Origin of the sequence: Nocardioides sp. HDW12B (assembly GCF_011299595.1) — a bacterium.
Classification (GTDB): Bacteria; Actinomycetota; Actinomycetes; order Propionibacteriales; family Nocardioidaceae; genus Marmoricola_A.
On sequence record NZ_CP049867.1, the window covers coordinates 968,095 to 989,313 of the forward strand.

Below are 21,219 nucleotides of genomic sequence, written 5' to 3' on the forward strand. Positions count from 1 at the left end.
GGGTCATGAGCCTGTCGGAACCACGTCCCGTCACTCACCTCGGTCCCGGTGCCCTCTCAGGTGAGGGGGACCGACGACCGTGGTCGTCCGAGGGACGTCCAGCGGCCACCGTCGAGCAGGTGCTCGCCGTGGCCCACCGAGGAGCGAGCGCTCGCGCCCCGGAGAACACGCTGGCCGCCGTGCGGCTGGCCGCCGACCTGGGAGCCGACGCGGTCGAGGTCGACCTGCAGCGCACCCGCGACGGCGCGCTGGTGCTCCTGCACGACGCCGGGCTCGGGCGCACCACCGACGCCGCGACGCGGCTGCGGGGGCGCGGGCCCTGGTCGGTCGGCAGCCTGACCCTGGCCGAGGTGCGCCGCCTCGACGCGGGGAGCTGGAAGAGCCCGGAGTTCGCCGGCGAGGCGGTGCCGACGCTGGCCGAGACGCTGGCCGTGGTCGGCGCCCGAGCCGGGTTGCGGCTGCTCGTGGAGCTCAAGCTGCCCGAGCGGCACCCCGGCATCGTCGCCGACCTCGCCGCGGAGCTGACCCGGGCGCACGCCACCGGCGTCGTCGACCTCTCCCGCGTGGTGGTGCAGTCGTTCGACGTCGCCGCGGTCAAGGAGCTCAAGGCGCGCTGCCCCCGGCTCGTCGTCGGCGTCCTCGGGCTGCCGCCCCGCGAGCACCTGCCGGCGCTCGGCACCTGGGCGGGACAGGTCAACCCGCACCACGCGGCCCTCGACGCCGGCTACGTCGAGGCGGTCCACGCCAACGGCATGCGGTGCCTGACCTGGACCGTCGACCACCGCTTCGCGATGCGCCGGGCGCTGCGGGCCGGGGTCGACGGGGTCATCACGAACCGACCGGACGTGTTCCTCCGACAGCGCTGAGCGGGCGCGGGCCGGGCTGCTGCGGCGGAGCCTCGAGGGGCCGGGCCGCCGCGCCCGCGGCCAGGGCCGCCTCGACCCGCGCGGCGTCACCGGCGACGAAGACCAGCTCGGTGTTCCGCAGGTGCGAGACCCGGCCGACCTTGGAGCCGTCGGGCCCGTGGATGCCGATCTGCGCCCCGACGTACCGCTTGCTGTCGAAGGCCAGCACGCCGACGCGCTCGTGCCCGGCGTCGCGCAGCGAGCGGGTCATCTGCTCCGGGGTGATCCAGGACTCGTCGTTGTAGGAGACCACCACGACGTCCGCGCGCGCGGACCGGATCAGCGCGTCGAGGGCGGCGGGCATGTCGGCCTTGCGGTTGAAGACGCTGCGGGTGGACTCCTCGCGGGCGTCGACGCGCTTGCAGGCCACGCCGTAGTGCTCGGGGGCGTCCCAGCGCACCAGCGTCTCCCACACGTGGTAGTTGGTGAAGTAGCGGTGGTGGTTGTACGGCGGGTCGAGGTACATGAGGTCGACCGGGCCCAGCGTGGCCACCGCCGAGACGGCGTCGTCCTGCACCGTGCGGCCCACCCCCGGCAGCAGCACGGGCGCACGCAGGGTCAGCGTGCGCTGCGCCCGCGGCGCCCAGCTCTTCAGGTAGGCCATCTGCACCCCGGTGGTGGAGTCGACGCGGTCGGCGGCCATCAACAGGCTCGTGAGGAGCAGGGGGCGCAGCGGGGAGTCGCCCCAGCGGTCCTCGACGGCCTCGCGGATGGCGTCCACCCGTGCGCCGTTCTCCGGCCGCAGGAACCGCGACTGCTCGCAGAAGGTGGCGGTGAAGTAGCCGCGACGTCCCGGCAGCGCGTCCAGCTCGGCGAGCGCGTCGGCGAGCTCGTCGGTGTCGACCGTCGCGGCGTCGGTGGCCACGAAGCAGTCGCTGAGCACGGCGCTGTAGCTGGCCAGGTCGACGGCCGTGGTGTGCAGCCCGCGCCGCTTGAGCTCCTGGGCGACCCGGGTGGTGCCGGTGAAGAGGTCCACCGCGGTGCGGGCGCCGGTCGCCTCCGCCAGCGCCCCCAGCACCGGGACCAGCTTGCGCTTCGATCCCAGGTACTTGATCACTCGGTGACCCTAGACCAGCCGAACGGTCAGACCTTCGCGCCACTTCGGTCCGCGACACGCACGGGGGACCGGACTACGGCAGCATGGGCAGTGCGGGACCAAAGTCCCGCCTCGGGCGGGAGAGAAGAGGGGTCGATGGTCGAGGACGTGACCGGCGCGGTGCAGGGGCGCTGCGGGGACGTGTTCCGGTTGTACGCCGAGATCTACGCGCTGCGACTGGTCGAGCCGGAGCTCGACACGGTCGTCCTGGCGCCCGACGAGCCGCTGGTCGAGCTGCTCCCGGCGGCGACGCCGGTGGTGCCGGAGGCGCCGCGCTAGGTTCGGCCCATGCGCTACCGACCACTGGGCCGCAGCGGCTGTGCCGTGTCCTCCCTCGCCCTGGGGACCATGACCTTCGGCGCCGAGAGCGACGAGGCGGAGTCCCACGCCGTGCTCGACGCCTTCGTCGAGGCGGGGGGCACGCTCGTCGACACCGCCGACGTCTACTCGGCGGGGGTGTCGGAGGAGATCATCGGGCGATGGCGCCAGGCCCGGCCCGCCGACGTCACGGACGCGGTGGTGCTCGCGACCAAGGGTCGCTTTCCGATGGGCAGCGCGCCGAACACCAGCGGGCTCTCGCGCCGCCACCTCACCCGCGCCCTGGACTCCTCGCTCGGACGGCTCGGCGTCGACGTCGTCGACCTCTACCAGGTGCACGCGTTCGACGCCTGGACCCCGTTGGAGGAGACGCTCCGCACCCTCGACGACTTCGTCCGCGCCGGCAAGATCCACTACTACGGCTTGTCCAACTTCACCGGGTGGCAGCTCACCAAGGCCGTCCACGTCGCCCGGTCCCTCGGCCTGGCCGAGCCGGTCACGCTGCAGCCGCAGTACTCGCTGCTCGTGCGCGAGGTCGAGTGGGAGGTCGTGCCCGCCGTCCTCGACGCCGGGATGGGCATGCTGCCGTGGGGCCCGCTCGGCGGCGGCTGGCTGAGCGGGAAGTACCGCCGCGACCAGCGCCCGACCGGTGCCACCCGGCTGGGCGAGGACCCCGGCCGCGGCATGGAGGCGTGGGACCGGCGGGGCACCGAGCAGACCTGGGACGTGGTGGCCACGGTGGAGGCCGTGGCCGAGGAGCGCGGCGTCTCCATGGCCGAGGTCGCCCTGTCCTGGCTCACGGACCGCCCGGGTGTCACGTCGACGATCCTGGGCGCCCGCACCGTCGAGCAGGTCGCCGCGAACCTGCGCGCGGTCGACCTGCGGCTGGACGAGGCCGAGCGGTCCCGGCTGGACCGCGCGAGCCGGCCGCGGGTGGGCGACTACCCCTACGGGTCGCTGGGGGTGTCGCAGCGCGAGCGCCGCCTGGACGGCGGGCGCGACTGAGTCGCCGCTCGTCTCAGCCGTCGGTGCCGGCCTCCGGGCCGACCTCCGGGTCGGCCTCGGGGACCTCCGGGTCGACCTCCAGGTCGGCGTGCCACGACTCGGTCCGCTCGGTGACCGCCCACCCCAGCGAGGTGTAGAGGCCGTCGGCGCCGGTGGGGGAGTCGGCGTCGACCTCCAGGTTGACGCGGTTGCGGCCGCGCTCCGCGGCGTCGCGCAGCACGGTGCCGAGCAGGGCCTTGGCGACGCCCCGGCCGCGGGCCCGGCGGTGCACGCCGATGTAGTCGACGTAGCTGCCGGCCCGGCCGTGCTCGTCGGGGGTGAGCACCGAGCTCACGAGAGCGCCGCCCGGCTCGCCGTCCACCTCGGCGACCCACCAGTGGTCCCACCGGTGCCCGGGGTCCTCGCGCAGGCGCTGGAGGAACTCCGGGAAGCTCTCGCGGTAGGAGTTGAAGTGGTCGGCGAACGACTCCTCCAGCATCTGGTGCACCACCTGGATGTCGGCGGCGACCGGCAGGTCGTTCTCGTGGGTCGCCACGCGGCGTACGACGACGCCGTCGCGGACCTCGCCGAAGGCGTCGAGGTCCTCGGTGCCGCGCGTCATGTTCATCCACGTCCGCACGTGCCGGTAGCCGGCGGACCCGAGCCGACGGCGCTGGTCGGCGTCCGCCTCGTCGGCGTAGGCGTCGAGCTGGGTGGCGGTCAGCCCGCGGAGCCGTGCGGTGCCGGCGGCCGCCTCCCGGGCCCACGCGAGCAGGTGGGCCGCCGCGGCGTCGACGGCCTCCTGGGCCTGCTCGGCCTGCTCGGCACGGTGCGCCTGCTCGCTCGTCTCTCCGGTGCGGACCGGGGCGCAGGTGAGCTCGATGCCGGTGCGGCCGGCGGCGCGGTCGTGCACCGCGACCCAGCCCAGCAGCCGTCCGTCGGCGTCCTCGACGAGCAGCTGGCGCCGCGTCCACGACCCGGTGCCGGTGACCGTTGCCGCGACGGCGCGCTGGTCGACCTTCGCCTGGCCGCGCACCGCGTCGCGGTGGGCCGCGACCAGCGTGGCCAGCGCGGCGACGTCGTCCTCGGCGGGCTCGCGGGCCAGCAGCCCGGTCGGCAGGGGAGGCAGGTCGCGAGGCGTGGTCACGCGGTCATTGTCGCCGACGCGTCACCGCCGGGGCCGCCGGGTGCGACCCGACGGGGCCCGAGGGACCCGGCGGGGTGGCCGGGTGGCCGCCGGGTGCGACCCGACGGGGCCCGAGGGACCCGGCGGGGTGGCCGGGTGGCCGGGTGGCCGGGTGGCCGGGTGGCCGGGTGGAGCGCCAGGTGTGCGGTCAGGCGGCCGGGGCGGCGTCGAGCAGCGAGATGAGGCGGGCCAGCTGGGGGCGGGCGTCGGTGAGCGTGACGGTGCACCCGGCGCTGCGCGCGTCCTGGGCGAAGGCGAGCAGCTGACGCACGCCGTGGGAGTCGCAGAAGTCGAGCTCGTCCAGGCGCAGGTCGACGGCGGTGACGCCGCTCAGGTCGACGGCGGCGAGGTGCTCGGCGAGTCGTTCGTGGGTGGCGATGTCGACCTCGCCCCGGACGTGCAGGAGGAGGTGGGACGGACGCTTCTCGACGGCGACCTCGACAGGTCGCGCGGACGGGACGGTGCTGGTGCTGGTGGAGCGGGTGGTGGGTCCGGTCATAGAGGGTGCCTCCGAGGCGTGGGTGGCCTCGCTTGATGTTCTCCGGGATCGACGCTCGCCTTGCTGGCCGCGCACGAGAAACCCCGACTCTGGTGACGGTACGCCCTGAGGTGGGGAAATCACAGTCACCAGGTTTGACCCGCGCCGAGGCTGGGCAGAACTTCACCCTTTGGGGTGGGATCGGTCCCGGAGGCGGCCGAGGCTCGTCCGGACGCACGAAAGGCCCCGTCCCGGGGGACGGAGCCTTGTCGCGAGAGGCCCGGGGGCCGCGGTACGCCAGGTAGGACTTGAACCTACAACCCGCTGATTAAGAGTCAGCTGCTCTGCCAATTGAGCTACTGGCGCGTGAAGCGGTCCAACCGTACCAGCGGACGCGGCGGCAGATGAAATCGAGGTGGCGCAGGTGCGGAGACCGACCAATCCGCACGCGACCGTCCGGCGAACTACCCTCGACACAGGACAGACTGCTGCCGGTTGCGAGAGAGGGGTGCCCATGGCGTCCGAGCCGACCCTGCGCCTGGTGCACGCCCGTGAGCCCAACGACGTGGATCTCCTCGTCGGCAAGGTCGCGCGCGGTGACACCGGTGCCTTCGAGCGTCTCTACGACGCCCTCGGCGCCTCCGTGTACGGCGTCGCCCGCCGGGTCGTGCGCGACCCGAACCGGGCCGAGGACGTCGCTCAGGAGGTCTTCCTCGACGTCTGGCGCAAGGCCCCCAGCTTCGACCGGGCCCGGGGGTCGGCCAAGACCTGGATCATGACGATCGCCCACCGCCGCGCCGTCGACGCCGTCCGGCGCAACGAGACCCAGAAGCGGTACGACGGCCACGCGGTCGTCGAGGAGGTCGGTCACGACGAGCCCGCGGACACGGTCCTGCGCACCGAGGAGCACCAGGAGGTACGGGGCTGCCTGGAGTCCCTGACCGAGCTCCAGCTGGAGTCGGTGCAGCTGGCCTACTTCAACGGCTACACCTACAACGAGGTCGCCACGATCCTCGAGAAGCCCCTTCCGACCATCAAGACCCGCATGCGGGACGGTCTGATCCGCCTGCGTGACTGTCTGGAGGCCACCCGATGAACGTCGACGTCCACACCCTCTCGGGTGCCTATGCCCTCGACGCCCTCAGCCGCGAGGAGCGCGACACGTTCCGCGCCCACCTCGCCGCCTGCCCGGCCTGCCGGGAGGAGGTCGAGGAGCTGCGCGACGCCGCCGCCCGGATGGGCGCGGCCCAGTGGTCCTCGCCCTCGCCGGGCCTGCGCTCCCGCGTCCTGGACGCCGCGGCCCGCACCCCGCAGCAGCCGCCGGCCCGTCCGGTGACACCGGCGACGCCGACGACTCAGCCGACTCAGCCGACGCAGACGACGGGGCGTCCCGGCGACGGCGACCGGACGTCGTCCGTCGTGCCCCTCACGCGTCGCCGCTGGCCGGCGATGCTGGCGTCCGCGGCCGCCGTCGTGGCGCTGGCACTCGGCGGCGTGGCCGTCGTGCAGTCGCTCGACGACGGCGCCGAGGACCTGACGGCCGGTCCGGCGCGGGTCTTCGACGCCGACGACGTGCGGCGCGACACGTTCGCGACCGAGAACGGCGGCGCCCTCACCGTGGGCATCTCCGAGAGCCGCAACCAGATGGCCGTCGATGCCCGGGAGCTCCCGCCCCTGGACCGGCAGCACGTCTACCAGCTCTGGACCGTCCACGACGGCGCGATGGTCAGCGCGGCCGTCCTCACCGAAGGCACCACCGGTGCCGCGATGGGGCTGCCCGCCGCGGACACCCGGGTCGCGGTGACGGTCGAGCCGGCCGGTGGCTCGGAGCAGCCGACGAGCGAGCCGATCGTGGAGGTCGACCCGACGCAGGTCTGACCCTCCGGTCAGTCGTCGTCGGTCGGCAGCGCCGTACCGGTGAGCTCGAGCACGGCCATCGCGGCGTTGTGCCCGCCGACGCCGGTGACCGCGCCGCCACGGCGCGACCCGGCGCCGCACACGAGGACGTTGTCGGCCGCCCCGGCCACGCCCCACCGGTGCGCGGCTCCCGTCGGGCCGTCCGCCTCGGACGCCTCGTCGTCCCACGGCCACGACAGCGGGCCGTGGAACGCGTGGCCGCCGGGCATGGCCAGGGCCGCCTCGACGTCCTGCGGTGCGAGCGCCTGCAGGCACGGGTTGCCGTGCCGGTCCAGCGAGATCAGGGTCTCCAGCGGCTCCTCGAGGTGGACGTTGACGGCGTCGAGCATCCGCAGCACGAGCTCGTCGCGCTGGGGCTCGACGTGGCCTGAGAACAGCCGGGCCGGGGTCTGGAGACCGAAGTAGGTGAAGGCGTGCTTGCCGTGGACCGCCATCGTCCCGAGGATCGAGGGGTCGGTGAGGGTGTGGCAGAACAGGTTGCCCGGCGGGATCTCCGGGATCAGGCCCTCCTGCGCCTCGAGGTAGGCCTCCTGCAGCTGCTCGTAGCCCTCGGCGACGTGGAACGAGCCGGAGAAGGCCATCGGCGGTGACATCTGGTTGCGCAGGCGGGGGAGCTTCTCCAGCAGCATGTTGATCTGCACCTGGGCGCCCTCCGGGCGCGGGCCGGGGTTGTCGCCGAGCAGCAGCCGCATCACCCAGGGCGCCACGTTGCCGAGCACGTAGGAGCAGTCGGCCGTGTGCTCGGCGCCGCCGTGGCGGAAGGTCACGCGCGCCTCGCGCCCGTCGGTGCGCACGGCCGTGACGAAGGCCCGGGTCACGATCTCGCCCCGGTGCCGGCGTACGGCGCCCTCGAGCAGGTCGGTGAGTGCCCCCATGCCGCCCAGCGGCACCGACCAGGCGCCGGCACTGCCGATGACGGCGTGCTGCAGGAAGGTGCGGTTGGGGGTCAGCTCGGGGTCGTTGAGGTCGGCGAAGGTGCCGATGAGGGCGTCGGTCGCGACCAGGCCGCGCACCAGGTCGTCGGCGAAGCGCGACTCGAGGGTCTCGCCGAGCGGTCGCTCCGCGAGCAGCTCCCACACGTCGGGGGCCAGCAGCTCGCGCACCTCGGCGGCCGGGCGCAGCGGCTCCAGCAGGGTGGGGCGCAGGGCCTCGCCCGCGGCCGCCAGCTGCGAGCGGAAGGCCGTCCAGCTCTCGTACTCCCGGCCCGAGCCGGTCAGCTGGGCGAAGGAGTCGGCCGTCATGCCGGTGGGGTTGCTCTCGATGACGAGACCGGTGTGGCGACCGCCGCGGATCGTCGGCACGTAGGCCGCCATCCGGCGGGCCCGCAACGGGGCCTCGACGCCGAGGTCCTCCAGGATCCGGGGCGGCATGGGCCCGACCCGGTGGGCGTAGGTCGACATCCGCACCGGCAGGCCGGCGAAGCTCTGGTGGCTGGTGGCCGCGCCACCGACCTGGCCGAGCCGCTCGAGGACCAGCACGGAGAGGCCGCTGAGGGCGAGGTAGCCCGCAGCGACGAGACCGTTGTGGCCGCCTCCGACCACGACGACGTCGTAGCGTGACTGCTGCGTGGGGACCGTCATCGAGCCACAAGGTACTAGGTCCGAGGGGCCCGTCCGGGTGGTCTGGGCGAAGACGCGCGGTGCGGGAACAACCCGTGGTGCATACTGGTTGAAGCGTCAACTGATCGATCCGAGGAGGACGTCGTGCCCGCTGTCACCGTCGAGGACCTGACCACCCTGCCGCGCCTGCAGGCGCCCACGCTGGGCGACACCGCCCGCCCGGTGCTCCAGGTGACCACCGCGCCGCGCGGCTACGAGGGGGAGGGTTTCCCCGTACGTCGGGCCTTCGCCGGCGTCGACCTGCGCCTGCTCGACCCCTTCATCCACCTCGACCAGATGGGCGAGGTGGAGTACGCCCCCGGCGAGCCCAAGGGCACGCCCTGGCACCCGCACCGCGGCTTCGAGACCGTCACCTACATGATCGACGGCGTCATGGACCACCACGACTCCGAGGGCGGTGGCGGGTCCATCACCGACGGCGACACCCAGTGGATGACCGCCGGCTCCGGCCTGCTGCACATCGAGACCCCGCCGGAGTGGCTCGTCGCGAAGGGCGGGATGTTCCACGGCCTGCAGCTGTGGGTCAACCTGCCGCGGGCGCAGAAGTGGGCGCAGCCGCGCTACCAGGACCTGCGGTCCTCCCAGCTCGGCCTCACCACGAGCGCCGACGCCGGCGCGCTGGTGCGGGTCATCGCCGGTGAGGTGGGCGGCGTGGCCGGCCCCGGGTCGACGTACACCCCGATGGCGATGGTGCACGCGACCCTCGCCCCCGGCTCGCACCTGGACCTGCCGTGGTCGGTCGACTTCAACGCCCTGGTCTACGTGCTCGGCGGCAGCGGACTGGTCGGTCCCGATCGCCGGCCGCTGGAGACCGGGCAGCTCGCGGTGCTCGGGCGCGGCGACTTCCTCCAGGTCGCGGCGGCGGAGCGCCAGGACGCCCACCACCCGAACGTCGAGCTCGTCGTCATCGGCGGGCTGCCGATCCGCGAGCCCGTCGCGTGGGGCGGTCCTTTCGTGATGAACACCAAGGCCGAGGTCATGCAGGCCTTCGAGGACCACCAGAAGGGTCGCCTCGGCGTGATCCCGCCGGTGCACGGGGCGCCGACGCGCGTGGTCGAGGGCTGAGCCTCCGCGGCTGAGGGACCCGGCTCGGGCATCCTTGGCCCGGTGAGCGACGAGCGACGTACCGCCTGGGAGGACGTGACCGCCTGGCCCCTGGTGGCGTCCGCGGTGGTGTTCCTGGGGGCCTACGCCTGGCCCATCCTCGACCCCTCGCTGTCGTCGGGGTGGGTGGCCGTCTGCGCCACCGTCGCGGGACTGGTCTGGCTGCTCTTCGCGGTCGACTTCCTGGTGCGCCTCGCCCTGGCGGAGCAGCGGGGCCGCTTCGTGCGTGACAACCTCGTCGACCTCGCCAGCGTGATCCTGCCGCTGCTGCGACCGCTGCAGCTGCTGCGGCTGGTGCGGGCACTGCGGATCCTCGACCGCAAGCTGGGGGAGAGCCTGCACGGCAGGGTCGGCTACTACCTCGTCGCCGCGTCGTCGCTGGCCGTGGTCATCGCCTCCCTCGCCGTGCTCGACGCCGAGCGTGAGGCACCGGGGGCGAACATCACCTCGATCGGCGACGCGGTCTGGTGGGCGTTCACGACGATGACCACCGTCGGGTACGGCGACCAGTACCCGGTCACCACCGTGGGCCGTTGCATCGCCGTGGGTCTGATGCTCTTCGGCGTGGGCCTGCTCGGGAGCGTCACCGCTTCGCTGGCCTCGTTGCTGCTCGAGCGGGTGGCCGAGGAGGACGAGGCGGACCGGACCGCGACCCGGCGCGACCTCGAGGAGCTGACCCGCGAGACCGCGACCCTGACCGCCGAGATCCAGCGCCTGCACCGGCGCCTCGACGAGCGGGGACCCGGGTGAGCCGCCGCCCCTCGACCGCCTGGCGGATCCACCTGGGCGTGGTGGTGGTGGCCACCGTCGGTCTGCTGGTGGCCGGCATCGCGCACGGTGACTCACCCGAGGCCGACCCGCTGACGGCCGGCTTCTACCTCGTCCTGCTGCTGCTCGGGATGCCGTGGTCGATCGTGCTCATCGCGGCCGGGACGGCGGTGGGCGGCGCGGTGGACGACCTGCCGGTGTGGAGCGGGGACGTGCTCGTGGTGGCGGCGGCCGGGATCAACCTCGCCCTCCACCACTGGATCCGCCGACGCCGGGCCCCTGCGGAGGACTGAGCGCGTCAGTGCGCACGGGGCGGAGGCGTTCCTCCGGGTGCCAGCCGAGGTGGGTGAGCCCCGGGCCCACCGACCAGCGGACGAAGCCGCTCCAGCCGTTGCCGTCGTGGCGGTAGGCCTCGAGGTCCCCGACGAGCCAGGTGTCCCCGACGAGGACCTGGACCTCGCGGACACGGTCGGGGCGGAGGTCGACGTACGTCATGGGGTCTCCCCGGCTCGGTCGACCCCGAGCCACGAAGACTAGCGATCTCCAGGGCGATCTATCGGGCGGGGGAGACGCATGTCCGCGCTGGTCGTGGGTACCCGGCGCGAGGCCGCCCGCTCCGGCCGCCGGGCGGAGCCGGGCGGGCGGTCGTCGATACTCCTCCACGCACCTCACGGTGCGTGGTCGGGGCCTCCGTGGTCGGCGCGCGCCTGCTTCGACTCCGCCGCCGCGACGCGCTGGCTCAGGCTGCCGGTGCGCAGCCGGCGCTGGTCGCTCAGCTCGTTGCCCCCGGAGCCCGTCCGGCCGGCCAGGTCCGAGGCCTCGCTCTGGCCGCCGGGCGGCAGGTCGCGGGTGTCGTAGCCCGGCTCGGCGCCGGTCCAGTACTGCAGCAGCGCCAGCGGCAGCCGGGTGGCCTCGGAGACCGCCTCCAGGCTGTGCCCGGCGTCGACGGCGTCGAGGACGGCGACGCGGACGCGTCGTTCGTGGTCGAGGAAGGTGACGGCCAGGTGTGCGAGGCGTTCCAGCTCGTCAGGCAGGGTCCCGTCGCGACCGTCCGAGGAGTCGTTCATGACCCTTCATCGTAGTGGCGCTCGACGCCGTCGTCATCACCCTGCAGGCGGGGCCGGCGACGACGCGAGCGCAGGATCGACGGGGCTGGCGACGCATCGATCGGCCGCCACGGGGAACGGGAGGCAGGTACCAGTCCCGGTGCCCCACACCGCTCCACGAGGAGGACCTCCTGTGCGTCCGCGTGCTCGACATCGCCCTGCCGACCGGCCTGGCCAGCGTGTCGACCGCGCGCCGTCTCGTGCGCGAGATCGTGGCGACCTCGGCGAACCCCGAGCTCGCGGACGACGCGGCGCTGCTCACCAGCGAGGTGGTCACCAACGCGCTGCTGCACGGGCGGTCGCCGGTGCGGATCGCGGTCAGCGTGGGGATGGGGGTGCGGATCGAGGTCTCGGACTGCGGGCCGCGCGACCTTGTGGTGCGGGAGCACGGCGCGCTGGCGACCTCCGGTCGCGGGCTCACGCTGCTCGACCTGCTCGCGCGATGGGGGGTGGTCCAGACGGACACCGGCAAGGCGGTCTGGTTCGAGCTCGGCGAGACCCGCGCACGGCCCGGGGGAGCAGCGACGTGAGGCAGCGCCGACCGGTCCGCGAGGGCCCGGCCCAACGGTCCACACCGACGTGCAGTTGACGTGATGGGGTGGACGGACCACTCTGAGACGATCGTCCCACTTGCCCAGAAGGGGTGCTTATCAGTATCGAACCAGCCGACACACCGCTCACGCCTCCCGTGGAGTCACGCCGCACCCGCGTCTTCATCCTCGACGACCACGAGCTCGTCCGACGCGGCCTGAAGGACCTCTTCGAGGCCGAGGACGACTTCGAGGTCGTGGGGGAGTCCGGCTCGGCCAAGGACGCACAGGCGCGGATCCCGGCTCTGCGGCCCGACGTCGCGATCCTCGACGGGCGGCTGCCGGACGGCACGGGCGTCGAGGTGTGCCGTGCGGTCCGCTCGGTCGACCCCTCGATCCGAGCCATCATCCTGACGTCGTACGACGACGACGAGGCGCTCTTCGCGGCGATCATGGCCGGTGCCGCGGGCTACCTGCTCAAGCAGATCATCGGCGTCGACTTCCTCGAGGCCATCCGTCAGGTCGCCGACGGGCAGTCGCTGCTCGACCCGGCCGTCACCCAGCGAGTCCTGGACCGGCTGCGCAACGGTGGCGCGCACGAGCCCGAGGAGCTGCGCCAGCTCACGCCGCAGGAGCGGCACGTCCTCGACCTCATCGCCGAGGGCCTCACCAACCGTCAGATCGGCGAGAAGCTCTTCCTGGCCGAGAAGACGGTCAAGAACTACGTCACGAGCGTGCTGGCCAAGCTCGGCATGCAGCGCCGCACCCAGGCCGCGGTCTTCGTCTCCAAGCTGCTCGAGCAGCCCCGCTGAGACGGCCCCCGACGAGAGAAAGAACGAGCCCCAGGCCGTCCGGCGTGCCGGATGACCTGGGGCTCTTCTCGGGGTGAATGACGGGACTTGAACCCGCGACATCCGCGACCACAACGCGGCGCTCTACCAGCTGAGCTACATCCACCATGTCGGCTCGGTCGCGGGGAGGCCCCACGAGCGGCAACGGCGAGAAGTGTACCTGCTCTCAGGCAGGCCCCGGACCGGGGCCGTCCTGCGGCTCCGGTGCCGGCCGGTGGTCCTCCGGTTGGAGGGCGTCCGGCTCGGCGGGCGCCGGGGGCGCCTCGTCGCCGGTCAGCCCGGTGAGGGTGCCGCCGTGGCGGGCGGCCAGCTCGCGGGCCTCGACCGAGGACGGGCCGGGCGGCGGCACGAAGACCGCCTCGCGGTAGTAACGCAGCTCCTCGATGCTCTCCTGGATGTCGGCCAGGGCGCGGTGGTTGCCGCGCTTGGTCGGGGAGTTGAAGTAGGTGCGCGGGTACCACCGCCGTGACAGCTCCTTGATGGAGGAGACGTCGACGATGCGGTAGTGCAGGAACGCGTCGAGCTCGGCCATGTCCCGGGCGATGAAGAGCCGGTCGGTGCCGACCGTGTTGCCGGCCAGGGGCGGGCGCGAGCCGTCGGGACAGTGCTCGCGGACGTAGGCGAGCACCTGCTCCTCCGCCTCGGCGAGGGTGATGCCGGCCTCGAGCTCCTCCAGCAGGCCCGACGAGGTGTGCATGTCGCGCACGAACGGCACCATCTGCTCCAGGGCCGCGGCGGGCGGCTTGATGACGAGGTCGACCCCCTCGCCGAGCACGTTGAGCTCGAAGTCGGTGACGAGCGCCGCCACCTCGACGAGGGCGTCGGACTCCACCAGGAGCCCCGTCATCTCACAGTCGATCCACACCAGCCGGTCAGTCACGCTGCGACCCTACTCACCGGGTGCGCGGTCGGGGCCCATACGGGTGCGACGCCCGGCCCGGCCCCGGTGAGAGACTCGGCCGCATGAGCGAGCACCCGTCCCGTCACGCCGCCTTCGTCGCCGGTCTGCCCAAGGCCGAGCTGCACGTCCACCACGTCGGGTCGGCCTCGCCCCGCATCGTGGCCGAGCTGGCCGAGCGCCACCCCGGCACGGTGCCGTCGGACCTCGACGCCCTGCGGGAGTTCTACACCTTCCGCGACTTCGCCCACTTCGTCGAGGTCTACCTCGCCGTGGTCGACCTGGTCCGGACGCCCGAGGACGTGCGGATGCTGACCTACGAGATCGCCGCGGACATGGCCGGGCAGAACATCCGCTACGCCGAGCTCACCTGCACGCCGTACACCAACGTGAAGGCGGGGGTGCCGATCCAGGCGTTCGTCGAGGCGATCGAGGACGCGCGCACGGCCGCCGAGCGCGACCACGGCGTCGTCCTGCGCTGGGTGTACGACGTGCCGGGCGAGTTCGGCGTGGAGGCGGCCGCGGAGACCGTGACCTACCTCGACAAGAGCCCTTCGACGCTCGTCGGCTTCGGGCTCGGCGGGCCGGAGATCGGCGTACCGCGCCCGCAGTTCCAGCCCTTCTTCGACGCCGCCCGCGCTGCGGGGCTGCACTCCGTCCCGCACGCGGGGGAGACCACCGGCCCGCAGACGGTCTGGGACGCGATCCGGCTGCTCGGGGCCGAGCGGATCGGGCACGGCACCTCGTCGGTGCAGGACCCGGACCTGCTGGCCCACCTGGCCGCGACCGGCATCCCGCTGGAGGTGTGCCCGACCTCGAACCTCGCCACCCGGGCGGTGGCGTCGTACGAGGAGCACCCGGTCCGGGCCATGGTCGAGGCCGGGGTCACGATCACGATCGGCAGCGACGACCCGCCGATGTTCGGCACGTGGCTGACCAAGGAGTACGAGATCGCGGCGGAGCTGCTCGACCTCGACGAGGCGGGCGTGGCCGACCTGGCCCGCTCCGGGGTGCGCTGCTCCTTCGCCGACGACGCCACGAAGGCCCGTCTGCTGGCCGAGATCGACGCCTACGCCGACGCGCCCCGCTCGTCCCGCTAGCCCCGCTAGCCCCGCTCGTCGTCGCGTCGCGCCGCCACGGCGGCCAGCAGGCCGGCGCGCAGGGCGTCCCAGGTCTCCGGCCCGACCCGCTCGCGCCACTCCTGCTCGACCTCGTCGATCAGCCGCTCGCTGGCCGCGACCGCGGCACGTCCGTCCGGAGTGAGACGCAGGATGCGGACCCGGCGGTCGGTCGGGTCGCGCAGGGACTCGAGCAGGCCGCGCTCCTCCAGGGCGTTGGCGAACTCGCCCAGCGCCTGCTTGGTCATGCCCACCCGCTCGGCGAGGTCGGTGACACGCATCCCGTCGGGCGGGGTGAGGCTCAGCAGACGGATCTGCGAGGACCGCAGCCCCCGTCCGGAGGCCGGCATGCCCGGGGTCCCGGGCTGGCTCGTCCGGGCGTGCATGTCGCGGCGCAGCCCGTCCATGACCTGCCCGAGGAGGCTCAGGGCGTGGTCGGGGAAGTCGTCCTTGACCCCACTCATAAGGCAACCTTACTATCGCCGAGGTAGGAAGGTTACCTGACTGACGGAGGTGACGGGGTGACGGAGACGACGCACGCGGGCGGGCGGGCCCGCTCCTCGCTGCCGCCGGTGCCCGAGATGACCGTCGAGGCGCTGCTCGGCCTCGCGGGCGTGGAGGACCCCGGCGCGGTGGACGGGCGGCTCGACGCGTTGGTGCGCCGGGCGGGAGGCGGCGTCCACCGCTCCGGCTCGGCGGAGGTCTCCGTGGTCTCGCACTCGCTCGGGGCGCCGGCGACGCACGGCGTCTACCGCGTGACCGGGCGGACCGAGGGTGGTGGGGCCTGGTCGATGTTCTGCAAGGTGATCCAGCACCCGCGCCACTGGGAGGGGCTGGCCCAGATGCCCCCGGACCTGGCCCGGGAGTTCGCCGACACCTTCCCCTGGCGCACTGAGCTCGAGCTGTGGGACCCCCGCGTGCAGGCGTCGTTGCCCGACAGCCTGCGCAGCCCGGCGCTGCACGAGCTGATCGAGCTCGAGGAGGACCGCATCGCGGTGTGGCAGGAGGACGTCGCGCTGGTGCCGGGGGACATCGGCGCGGTGTTCGACCTCGACCGCTACGACCGGGCGGCGTACCTGCTCGGCCGCTGGAACGCTCGCTCGACCACGCCGGAGGTGCTCGGTGTCACGGACCTGCCCGTCGGCATGGCGCTGCGGATGTACGCCGAGAAGGCCGTCCCCATGCGCGGACTCGCGCCGCTCACCGACGACGCGCTGTGGGCACACCCGTGGCTGGCCGACCACGGGTACCTGCGCGCCACCCTGGGGCGGCTGGGGGAGCGGATCGCCGACGACCTCGTCCGGCTCGACGCAATGGTGCAGTGCCTGCCGCACGGCGACGCCAGCCCGCAGAACCTGCTGCTGCCGGCGGCCGGGGACCCGGCCGAGCTGGTGGTCATCGACCTGTCCTTCCGCACGCCGCACGCCCTGGGATTCGACCTGTCCCAGCTGCTCGTCGGGCTGACGCAGGCGGGGGAGGTGCCTGCCGCCCAGCTGCCCGAGATCGCCCGACGCATCCTGGCGGCGTACCTCCGGGGGCTGCACGACGAGGGCGTCGCCGACCAGGACGCGGCCGTCCACGACTCCTTCGTGACCGTCTCGCTGCTGCGCAGCGGCTTCGACTCGCTGCTCTACGAGCTGCTGGGCTCCGAGGACCCCGGCGCGCGGCACGCCTTCGACGAGCGGATCGCGCTCACCCGCTTCCTCGTGGAGCAGTACGTCGCGCTCCACGGCTGAGGCGTGACAGAACCGAGGGACAAGCACCGCCGGACCCCTCGCGAGGGTGCTCTTGCCTCGGTTCTGTGAGGCGGGGCCGGCGCGCATGATGGGGCGATGGACGTGCTGCGCTCGATCTCGCTGTTCCTGCTCGCCGCCGTCGCGGAGATCGGGGGTGCCTGGCTGGTCTGGCAGGGCGTGCGCGAGAACCGCGGCTGGCTCTGGATCGGGCTCGGGGTGGTCGCACTCGGGCTCTACGGCTTCGTGGCCACGCTGCAGCCGGACGCCAACTTCGGACGCATCCTCGCCGCGTACGGCGGGGTGTTCGTCGCCGGCTCACTGGCGTGGGGGATGGTGCTCGACGGCTTCCGCCCCGACCGGTACGACGTCGTCGGCGCGGTGCTCTGCCTCGTCGGCGTGGCCGTGATCATGTACTCCCCGCGGACGTCGTGAGGGCTCGTCACAGCCTCCCCCGCCCTGCCGGCGCGGCAGAACCGAGAGACAAGCACCCTGGGACCGGCCGGGAGGGTGCTTTTCTCTCGGTTCTGTGAGGCGGGGAAGGTGGGGTCAGTGCAGGGACGCGTCGGGCGCCCCGGTGCGCCAGGCGAGGAACCGGACCTGCAGCCCCGCCCGGGTCGGCGCCGCGCAGAACGGACCGGCCGTGGCCGCGGCCTCGGGATCGAGCGGCAGCACCCGCACGAGGCGGAACGCCTCCCCCTCGGCACGGGCCCGGACCGTCACGGCGTCACCGGCCCGGCTGAGGCGGACCGTGACCGTGCGCCCGCGCCAGTCGGGCACCGGCGCCACCGACCAGTCGGAGCGCCCCCGGGTCACGACCGCGCCGAGCTGGGCCACGCCGTCGGAGACCTCCACCCCGGCCTTGACCCAGTGGTCCTCGGCGGCGTGCAGGAACACGCCTGCCTGGTCGAACTGCTCGGCGTAGTCGAGGACGACGTCGACCTCTACGGCCGCGTCGTTCGGCAGCGGTGCCAGCAGCGCGTGCTCGCTGTCGTGCACGAAGCCGTAGCTGGTGTGGCGCCAGGCGTCGCTGCCCTCCCGGGCCGTGACGAGCAGCGACGTACCGTCCTCGACCACCTGCACGGGCGGGTGGGACCAGTGTCCCTCGGACCACGGCACGTCACGGCTGCTCATCGCAGCATCCTGGCTGCTCGTGCGTGCCGTGACCAGACGTCGGGCCCCGGCCGGCCGGCTCCCGCAGATGCGTGGGAAAAGCACCTGGTCGGGGGCCCAGGTGGGTGCTTTTCCCACGCATCTGGGTGAGGTGGAGGGCGCCCCCGACAGGATTCGAACCTGTGACCGGCGGATTAGAAGGCCGCTGCTCTATCCAGCTGAGCTACGAGGGCAGGTGGCGGGATCGCGGACGTCGCCGCGGACCCGCGCGTCAGGATAGCCGCCCGGCCGGGCGCCCGATTGCCCGCTTCGGGACCTGCCCCCTTAGGGTCGATGGTCGGACCGGACGCCGTGGGGCGCCGGCCAACGAGAGCAGGGAGTGGTGGAGATGCGTCGCACCCCAGGAGCGATCGCGCTGACGGCGCTGGTCCTCGTCCTGGCCGGGTGCTCGGACTCGGGCGAGCCGGAGACCGAGGAGACGCCCGCCGCGAGCGCGTCGGAGACCGCGTCCGACAGCGCATCGAGCAGCCCCTCCGACGACGCGAGCGAGGAGCTGCCCGAGACCTCCGGCTCGGGCGTCCCGTCAGACGTCGAGGAGGGCGTGCTGGCCCGGCTGGCCGCCGCGGACGACCTGTTCGGCACCGCCCCGGAGACGGACCCGCAGGTGCTCGGCCTGGAGGAGTTCAACGCCGGGGCGCCCCCGGAGCAGCTCGCCGCCCTCGAGGAGCGCGGCTTCGTCGCCGGTGCCTTCGAGCAGCTGAAGGCGCCGAGGACCGCCGACGCGGTCCGCGTCGTGATCGGCTTCGAGACCCCCGCGGGGGCCAAGGCCGACGTGCAGTCCGGCATCGAGGACCAGCCCGGTGAGGGCGAGGTCGAGAAGTTCCCGGTGCCCGGCGTGCCCGGCGCGGAGGGCTTCGACGTCTTCGGCCAGCAGGGCCTCATCGGGCGCAACGTCGCCTTCAACGTGGGGGAGTACCAGTACATCCTCGGCGTCGCCACCCAGCAGCCGGCCAGCAAGCCGCAGGTCAGCCAGGGCGAGCTCGCCGGTGTGGCCCAGGAGTGGTACGCCGCGGTCCGCGGGCTCGACTGACGGTCAGGCCCGTCAGGCGCGCAGCCGCGCCACACCCTCGCGGAGGACCTCCGGGTCGGCGTGCAGCGAGCTGGACGGGTCCGCGTCTGGCCAGTAGACGGCCAGCTCGGTGAAGCCGATCTGCGTGGCCCGGCCGACTGCGTCGACGTACGCCTCGACCGAGGCGAGCGGGCGGAGATGGCCGAAGCCGACCAGCAGCGACATCCGGACGGTCGCGGGGTCGCGGTCGTGGGTCTCGCACGCCGCGACGAGCCGGTCCCGCTGCCGGGTCACCTCGGCCCAGTAGTCGTCGCCGGTCAGGTCGCGCGACTGCGGCCCGCCGTACGTCGACCAGCCGTCGGCCTTGCGCGCCACGAGGTCGAGGCCGCGGGGACCGTGGGCGGCCAGCATGAGGTGGGGCGGACGGCGTCCGGGAGGGAGCGGCAACGTCTCGATCCCGGTGAACGACAGCTCGCGGCCCTGCCACTCCGTGTCGCCGCGCCACACCGCCTCGAGGCCGTCGACGGTGTCGTGGAAGAGCCGGCTCAGCTCGCCGAACTCCGGCACCCGGCCGGTGTCGGCACCGCCCTCGGTCGGCACGCCGGCCCCGAAGCCCAGCACCATCCGGCCGTCGCTGACGTCGTCGACGGTCGCGGCCAGCCGGGCCAGCGCCACCGGGCGCCGCAGCGCGGCCGAGGCCACGAGCACCCCGACGTCCACCCGCGAGGTCGAGGCCGCGGCGGCGGCCACGGTCGCCCAGCCCTCGGCGAGCCAGCGGCCCGGCACCGTGCGGTGGGTCAGGTGGTCCCAGGTGTAGCCGACGTCGAGGCCCCAGTCGTCGAGCGAGCGCCACGCCTCCCGGGACTCGGACCAGGGGCGTGACGGCGGGATCACGACGCCCAGCCGCGGCGCAGGCGACGGCTCAGCCACCCAGGCCCGCCATCCACTCCTCCACGGCGTCGGGCTCGCGGGGCAGCGCGGCCGACAGGTTCCGGTGGCCGTCGGCGGTCACGAGGATGTCGTCCTCGATGCGGATGCCGATGCCGCGCATCTCCTCGGGCACCAGCAGGTCGTCCTCCTGGAAGTACAGACCCGGCTCCACGGTCAGCACCATGCCCTCGGCGAGCGTGCCCGCCGTGTAGGCCTCGGGGCGCGAGCCCGCGCAGTCGTGGACGTCGAGGCCGAGCATGTGGCTCGTCGAGTGCAGCGTCCAGCGCTTGTAGACCAGGCTGTCGGGGGCCAGCGCCTCCTCGGCGGGGACCGGCAGCAGGCCGAGGTCCTCCAGGCCGTGGGCCAGCACCCGCATGGCGGCGTCGTGCGGGTCGAGGTACGCCGCACCGGGCCGGACCGCGTCGATGCCGGCCTGCTGGGCGGTCAGCACCAGCGTGTAGAGGTCGCGCTGCAGCGGCGAGAAGCGGCCGTCGACCGGCAGGGTGCGCGTGACGTCGGCGGTGTAGAGGCTGGTCGCCTCCACGCCCATGTCGAGCAGCAGCAGCGTCCCGGGCGTGACCGGGCCGGTGTTGTCGATCCAGTGCAGCGTGGTGGCGTGGCTGCCGCCGCCGACGATCGAGTCGTAGCCGATGTCGTTGCCCATCGTGCGGGCCCGGCGGAAGAACGTGCCCTCCACCCAGCGCTCGCCGTGCTCGAGGACCTTGTCCCACTCCGCGACGGCGTCGGAGAAGCCGAGCGTGGTCGCGTCGCAGGCCTCCTGCAGCTGCTCGACCTCCCACGGGTCCTTGACCAGGCGCAGCTCGCCCAGCAGCGTCGCCAGCTCGGCGTCGCGGCCCTCGTCGGAGGGCACCAGGGCGTCGACCGAGGCGTCGACCCCGCGCAGGACCCGGGTCTTGCCCGAGGCGGCCAGCGCGGCGGGCAGCTCGTCGATGTGGCGGCAGGTCAGGCCGAGCGAGTCGGACATCTCGTGCAGCGAGGGACGGCGGCCGGCCCAGAGCTCGCCGTACACGCGGTCGCGGAAGAACTCGTCGGTGTCGCGGCTGGAGCGCGGTCGCGCGAAGAGGGTGGCCTCGCCGTCCTCGAGCACCAGCACGGCGTCGGAGGTCTGGTTGCCCGACAGGTGGGTGTGCGCGGTCTGCGGCCGGAAGCGGTAGTCGGTGTCGTTGGAGCGCTGCTTGTAGGTGCCCGAGGGGACCACCAGGCGCTCGCCGGGCAGCAGGTCCGCGAGCCGCTCACGCCGCGCCTGCGCCCACGGCGTGACGGGGTGCGGCGGGAGGTCGAGCTCGCGGTCGCCCCAGCCCGTGCGCATGAAGGCGGCGTACGCCGAGGGGACGCCCTGGTCGTGGGAGGCGGTCCCCGGGGCTGGCCCGGAGAGGCTGCCGGAGAGGCTGCCGGAGGGGGGCGTGGTCGGGGTGGTCTGCTCGTCCGTGCTCACCCGGCCAGCCTACGACGACGACCGTTCGATGGTTCGGGTC

The 21,219-nt window shown here is 73.6% G+C and carries 24 protein-coding genes and 3 tRNA genes; 14 read left to right on the forward strand and 13 right to left on the reverse strand.

The annotated features are described in order from the left end of the window. Positions 1 to 128 precede the first annotated feature (128 nt). Positions 129 to 866 (forward strand): glycerophosphodiester phosphodiesterase family protein, encoded by a 738-nt coding sequence (locus tag G7072_RS04620; RefSeq protein WP_206063282.1) that lies wholly within the window; start codon positions 129 to 131, stop codon positions 864 to 866. On the opposite strand, the gene G7072_RS04625 is transcribed toward G7072_RS04620, so the two are convergent. Continuing rightward, positions 829 to 1,962 carry a DNA adenine methylase gene (locus G7072_RS04625; protein ID WP_166084464.1) on the reverse strand — a complete coding sequence of 378 codons (1,134 nt, stop codon included), beginning with the start codon at positions 1,960 to 1,962 and terminating at the stop codon, positions 829 to 831. The two genes, G7072_RS04620 and G7072_RS04625, sit on opposite strands and share 38 nt — an antisense overlap. A gap of 135 nt (positions 1,963 to 2,097) precedes the next feature. Here G7072_RS04625 and G7072_RS04630 point away from each other — a divergent pair, with 135 nt between their 5' ends. Both G7072_RS04630 and G7072_RS04635 read left to right on the forward strand, forming a co-directional pair. After that, on the forward strand, positions 2,098 to 2,280 hold the full coding sequence (locus G7072_RS04630; protein ID WP_166084465.1) for a hypothetical protein: 183 nt from the start codon (positions 2,098 to 2,100) through the stop codon (positions 2,278 to 2,280). A 9-nt stretch (positions 2,281 to 2,289) separates the two neighbouring features. Beyond that, positions 2,290 to 3,324, forward strand: a complete 1,035-nt coding sequence (locus tag G7072_RS04635; RefSeq protein ID WP_166084466.1) for an aldo/keto reductase — start codon at positions 2,290 to 2,292, stop codon at positions 3,322 to 3,324. Between the two features lie 13 nt (positions 3,325 to 3,337). Here the strand turns inward: G7072_RS04635 and G7072_RS04640 are convergent, their stop codons facing one another. The 3 genes from G7072_RS04640 to G7072_RS04650 all read right to left on the reverse strand — a co-directional run bounded on the left by G7072_RS04640 (position 3,338) and on the right by G7072_RS04650 (position 5,333). Beyond that, positions 3,338 to 4,450 carry a GNAT family N-acetyltransferase gene (locus G7072_RS04640; RefSeq protein ID WP_206063283.1) on the reverse strand — a complete coding sequence of 371 codons (1,113 nt, stop codon included), beginning with the start codon at positions 4,448 to 4,450 and terminating at the stop codon, positions 3,338 to 3,340. Positions 4,451 to 4,637: 187 nt separating this feature from the next. Next, on the reverse strand, positions 4,638 to 4,988 hold the full coding sequence (locus G7072_RS04645) for an STAS domain-containing protein (protein WP_166084467.1): 351 nt from the start codon (positions 4,986 to 4,988) through the stop codon (positions 4,638 to 4,640). A 272-nt stretch (positions 4,989 to 5,260) separates the two neighbouring features. Continuing rightward, positions 5,261 to 5,333: transfer RNA gene (locus G7072_RS04650), tRNA-Lys, on the reverse strand. Between the two features lie 148 nt (positions 5,334 to 5,481). On the opposite strand from G7072_RS04650, the gene sigK reads away from it, so the two are divergent. After that, positions 5,482 to 6,063 carry an ECF RNA polymerase sigma factor SigK gene (gene sigK, locus G7072_RS04655; protein ID WP_166084468.1) on the forward strand — a complete coding sequence of 194 codons (582 nt, stop codon included), beginning with the start codon at positions 5,482 to 5,484 and terminating at the stop codon, positions 6,061 to 6,063. Continuing rightward, the gene (locus G7072_RS04660) at positions 6,060 to 6,845 is read left to right on the forward strand and encodes an anti-sigma factor (protein ID WP_166084469.1); all 786 of its coding nucleotides are present in this window, start codon (positions 6,060 to 6,062) and stop codon (positions 6,843 to 6,845) included. The genes sigK and G7072_RS04660 overlap by 4 nt, the downstream gene beginning before the upstream one ends. A gap of 8 nt (positions 6,846 to 6,853) precedes the next feature. Here the strand turns inward: G7072_RS04660 and G7072_RS04665 are convergent, their stop codons facing one another. Next, positions 6,854 to 8,464, reverse strand: coding sequence for an NAD(P)/FAD-dependent oxidoreductase (locus tag G7072_RS04665; protein ID WP_166084471.1), 1,611 nt, complete (start codon positions 8,462 to 8,464; stop codon positions 6,854 to 6,856). Between the two features lie 123 nt (positions 8,465 to 8,587). Between G7072_RS04665 and G7072_RS04670 the strand changes: the two genes are divergently transcribed. Genes G7072_RS04670 through G7072_RS04680 form a run of 3 tightly spaced genes read left to right on the forward strand, consistent with a single transcriptional unit; the run spans position 8,588 to position 10,668 of the window. Then, the gene (locus G7072_RS04670) at positions 8,588 to 9,568 is read left to right on the forward strand and encodes a pirin family protein (protein WP_166084472.1); all 981 of its coding nucleotides are present in this window, start codon (positions 8,588 to 8,590) and stop codon (positions 9,566 to 9,568) included. 42 nt (positions 9,569 to 9,610) lie between these two features. Next, a complete protein-coding gene (locus G7072_RS04675; RefSeq protein WP_240917150.1) occupies positions 9,611 to 10,357 on the forward strand; it encodes a potassium channel family protein in 747 nt (248 codons plus the stop codon). Next, on the forward strand, positions 10,354 to 10,668 hold the full coding sequence (locus tag G7072_RS04680; protein ID WP_166084473.1) for a hypothetical protein: 315 nt from the start codon (positions 10,354 to 10,356) through the stop codon (positions 10,666 to 10,668). The genes G7072_RS04675 and G7072_RS04680 overlap by 4 nt, the downstream gene beginning before the upstream one ends. 375 nt (positions 10,669 to 11,043) lie before the next feature. On the opposite strand, the gene G7072_RS04685 is transcribed toward G7072_RS04680, so the two are convergent. Continuing rightward, positions 11,044 to 11,442, reverse strand: a complete 399-nt coding sequence (locus G7072_RS04685; protein WP_166084474.1) for a hypothetical protein — start codon at positions 11,440 to 11,442, stop codon at positions 11,044 to 11,046. A 182-nt stretch (positions 11,443 to 11,624) separates the two neighbouring features. Between G7072_RS04685 and G7072_RS04690 the strand changes: the two genes are divergently transcribed. Continuing rightward, positions 11,625 to 12,011 (forward strand): ATP-binding protein, encoded by a 387-nt coding sequence (locus tag G7072_RS04690; protein WP_166084475.1) that lies wholly within the window; start codon positions 11,625 to 11,627, stop codon positions 12,009 to 12,011. A gap of 158 nt (positions 12,012 to 12,169) precedes the next feature. Next, positions 12,170 to 12,823, forward strand: coding sequence for a response regulator transcription factor (locus tag G7072_RS04695; RefSeq protein ID WP_166084476.1), 654 nt, complete (start codon positions 12,170 to 12,172; stop codon positions 12,821 to 12,823). Between the two features lie 72 nt (positions 12,824 to 12,895). Here G7072_RS04695 and G7072_RS04700 read toward each other — a convergent pair. Beyond that, positions 12,896 to 12,968, reverse strand: a tRNA-His gene (locus G7072_RS04700). 60 nt (positions 12,969 to 13,028) lie between these two features. Next, positions 13,029 to 13,742 (reverse strand): oligoribonuclease, encoded by a 714-nt coding sequence (gene orn / locus G7072_RS04705; RefSeq protein ID WP_166084477.1) that lies wholly within the window; start codon positions 13,740 to 13,742, stop codon positions 13,029 to 13,031. An 83-nt stretch (positions 13,743 to 13,825) separates the two neighbouring features. Here orn and G7072_RS04710 point away from each other — a divergent pair, with 83 nt between their 5' ends. Then, entirely contained in the window at positions 13,826 to 14,860 is a 1,035-nt protein-coding gene (locus tag G7072_RS04710; protein WP_166084478.1) for an adenosine deaminase, read from the forward strand. Between the two features lie 5 nt (positions 14,861 to 14,865). On the opposite strand, the gene G7072_RS04715 is transcribed toward G7072_RS04710, so the two are convergent. Beyond that, entirely contained in the window at positions 14,866 to 15,342 is a 477-nt protein-coding gene (locus G7072_RS04715; protein ID WP_166084479.1) for a MarR family transcriptional regulator, read from the reverse strand. Between the two features lie 57 nt (positions 15,343 to 15,399). On the opposite strand from G7072_RS04715, the gene G7072_RS04720 reads away from it, so the two are divergent. Continuing rightward, entirely contained in the window at positions 15,400 to 16,614 is a 1,215-nt protein-coding gene (locus tag G7072_RS04720; protein WP_166084480.1) for a hypothetical protein, read from the forward strand. Positions 16,615 to 16,710: 96 nt separating this feature from the next. Continuing rightward, positions 16,711 to 17,046 carry a YnfA family protein gene (locus G7072_RS04725; protein WP_166084481.1) on the forward strand — a complete coding sequence of 112 codons (336 nt, stop codon included), beginning with the start codon at positions 16,711 to 16,713 and terminating at the stop codon, positions 17,044 to 17,046. Between the two features lie 114 nt (positions 17,047 to 17,160). Here G7072_RS04725 and G7072_RS04730 read toward each other — a convergent pair whose 3' ends face one another. Together G7072_RS04730 and G7072_RS04735 are read right to left on the reverse strand one after the other, a co-directional pair. Further along, positions 17,161 to 17,745 (reverse strand): DUF1349 domain-containing protein, encoded by a 585-nt coding sequence (locus G7072_RS04730; RefSeq protein WP_166084482.1) that lies wholly within the window; start codon positions 17,743 to 17,745, stop codon positions 17,161 to 17,163. A 138-nt stretch (positions 17,746 to 17,883) separates the two neighbouring features. Beyond that, positions 17,884 to 17,957: transfer RNA gene (locus tag G7072_RS04735), tRNA-Arg, on the reverse strand. 155 nt (positions 17,958 to 18,112) lie between these two features. On the opposite strand from G7072_RS04735, the gene G7072_RS04740 reads away from it, so the two are divergent. After that, positions 18,113 to 18,814, forward strand: a complete 702-nt coding sequence (locus G7072_RS04740) for a hypothetical protein (protein WP_166084483.1) — start codon at positions 18,113 to 18,115, stop codon at positions 18,812 to 18,814. Between the two features lie 12 nt (positions 18,815 to 18,826). Here the strand turns inward: G7072_RS04740 and G7072_RS04745 are convergent, their stop codons facing one another. Beyond that, positions 18,827 to 19,723: an LLM class flavin-dependent oxidoreductase gene (locus G7072_RS04745; RefSeq protein WP_166084484.1), complete on the reverse strand. Its 897-nt coding sequence runs from the start codon at positions 19,721 to 19,723 to the stop codon at positions 18,827 to 18,829. Beyond that, on the reverse strand, positions 19,716 to 21,179 hold the full coding sequence (locus tag G7072_RS04750; protein ID WP_240917151.1) for an aminopeptidase P family protein: 1,464 nt from the start codon (positions 21,177 to 21,179) through the stop codon (positions 19,716 to 19,718). The genes G7072_RS04745 and G7072_RS04750 overlap by 8 nt, the downstream gene beginning before the upstream one ends. Between the last annotated feature and the right edge of the window lie 40 nt (positions 21,180 to 21,219).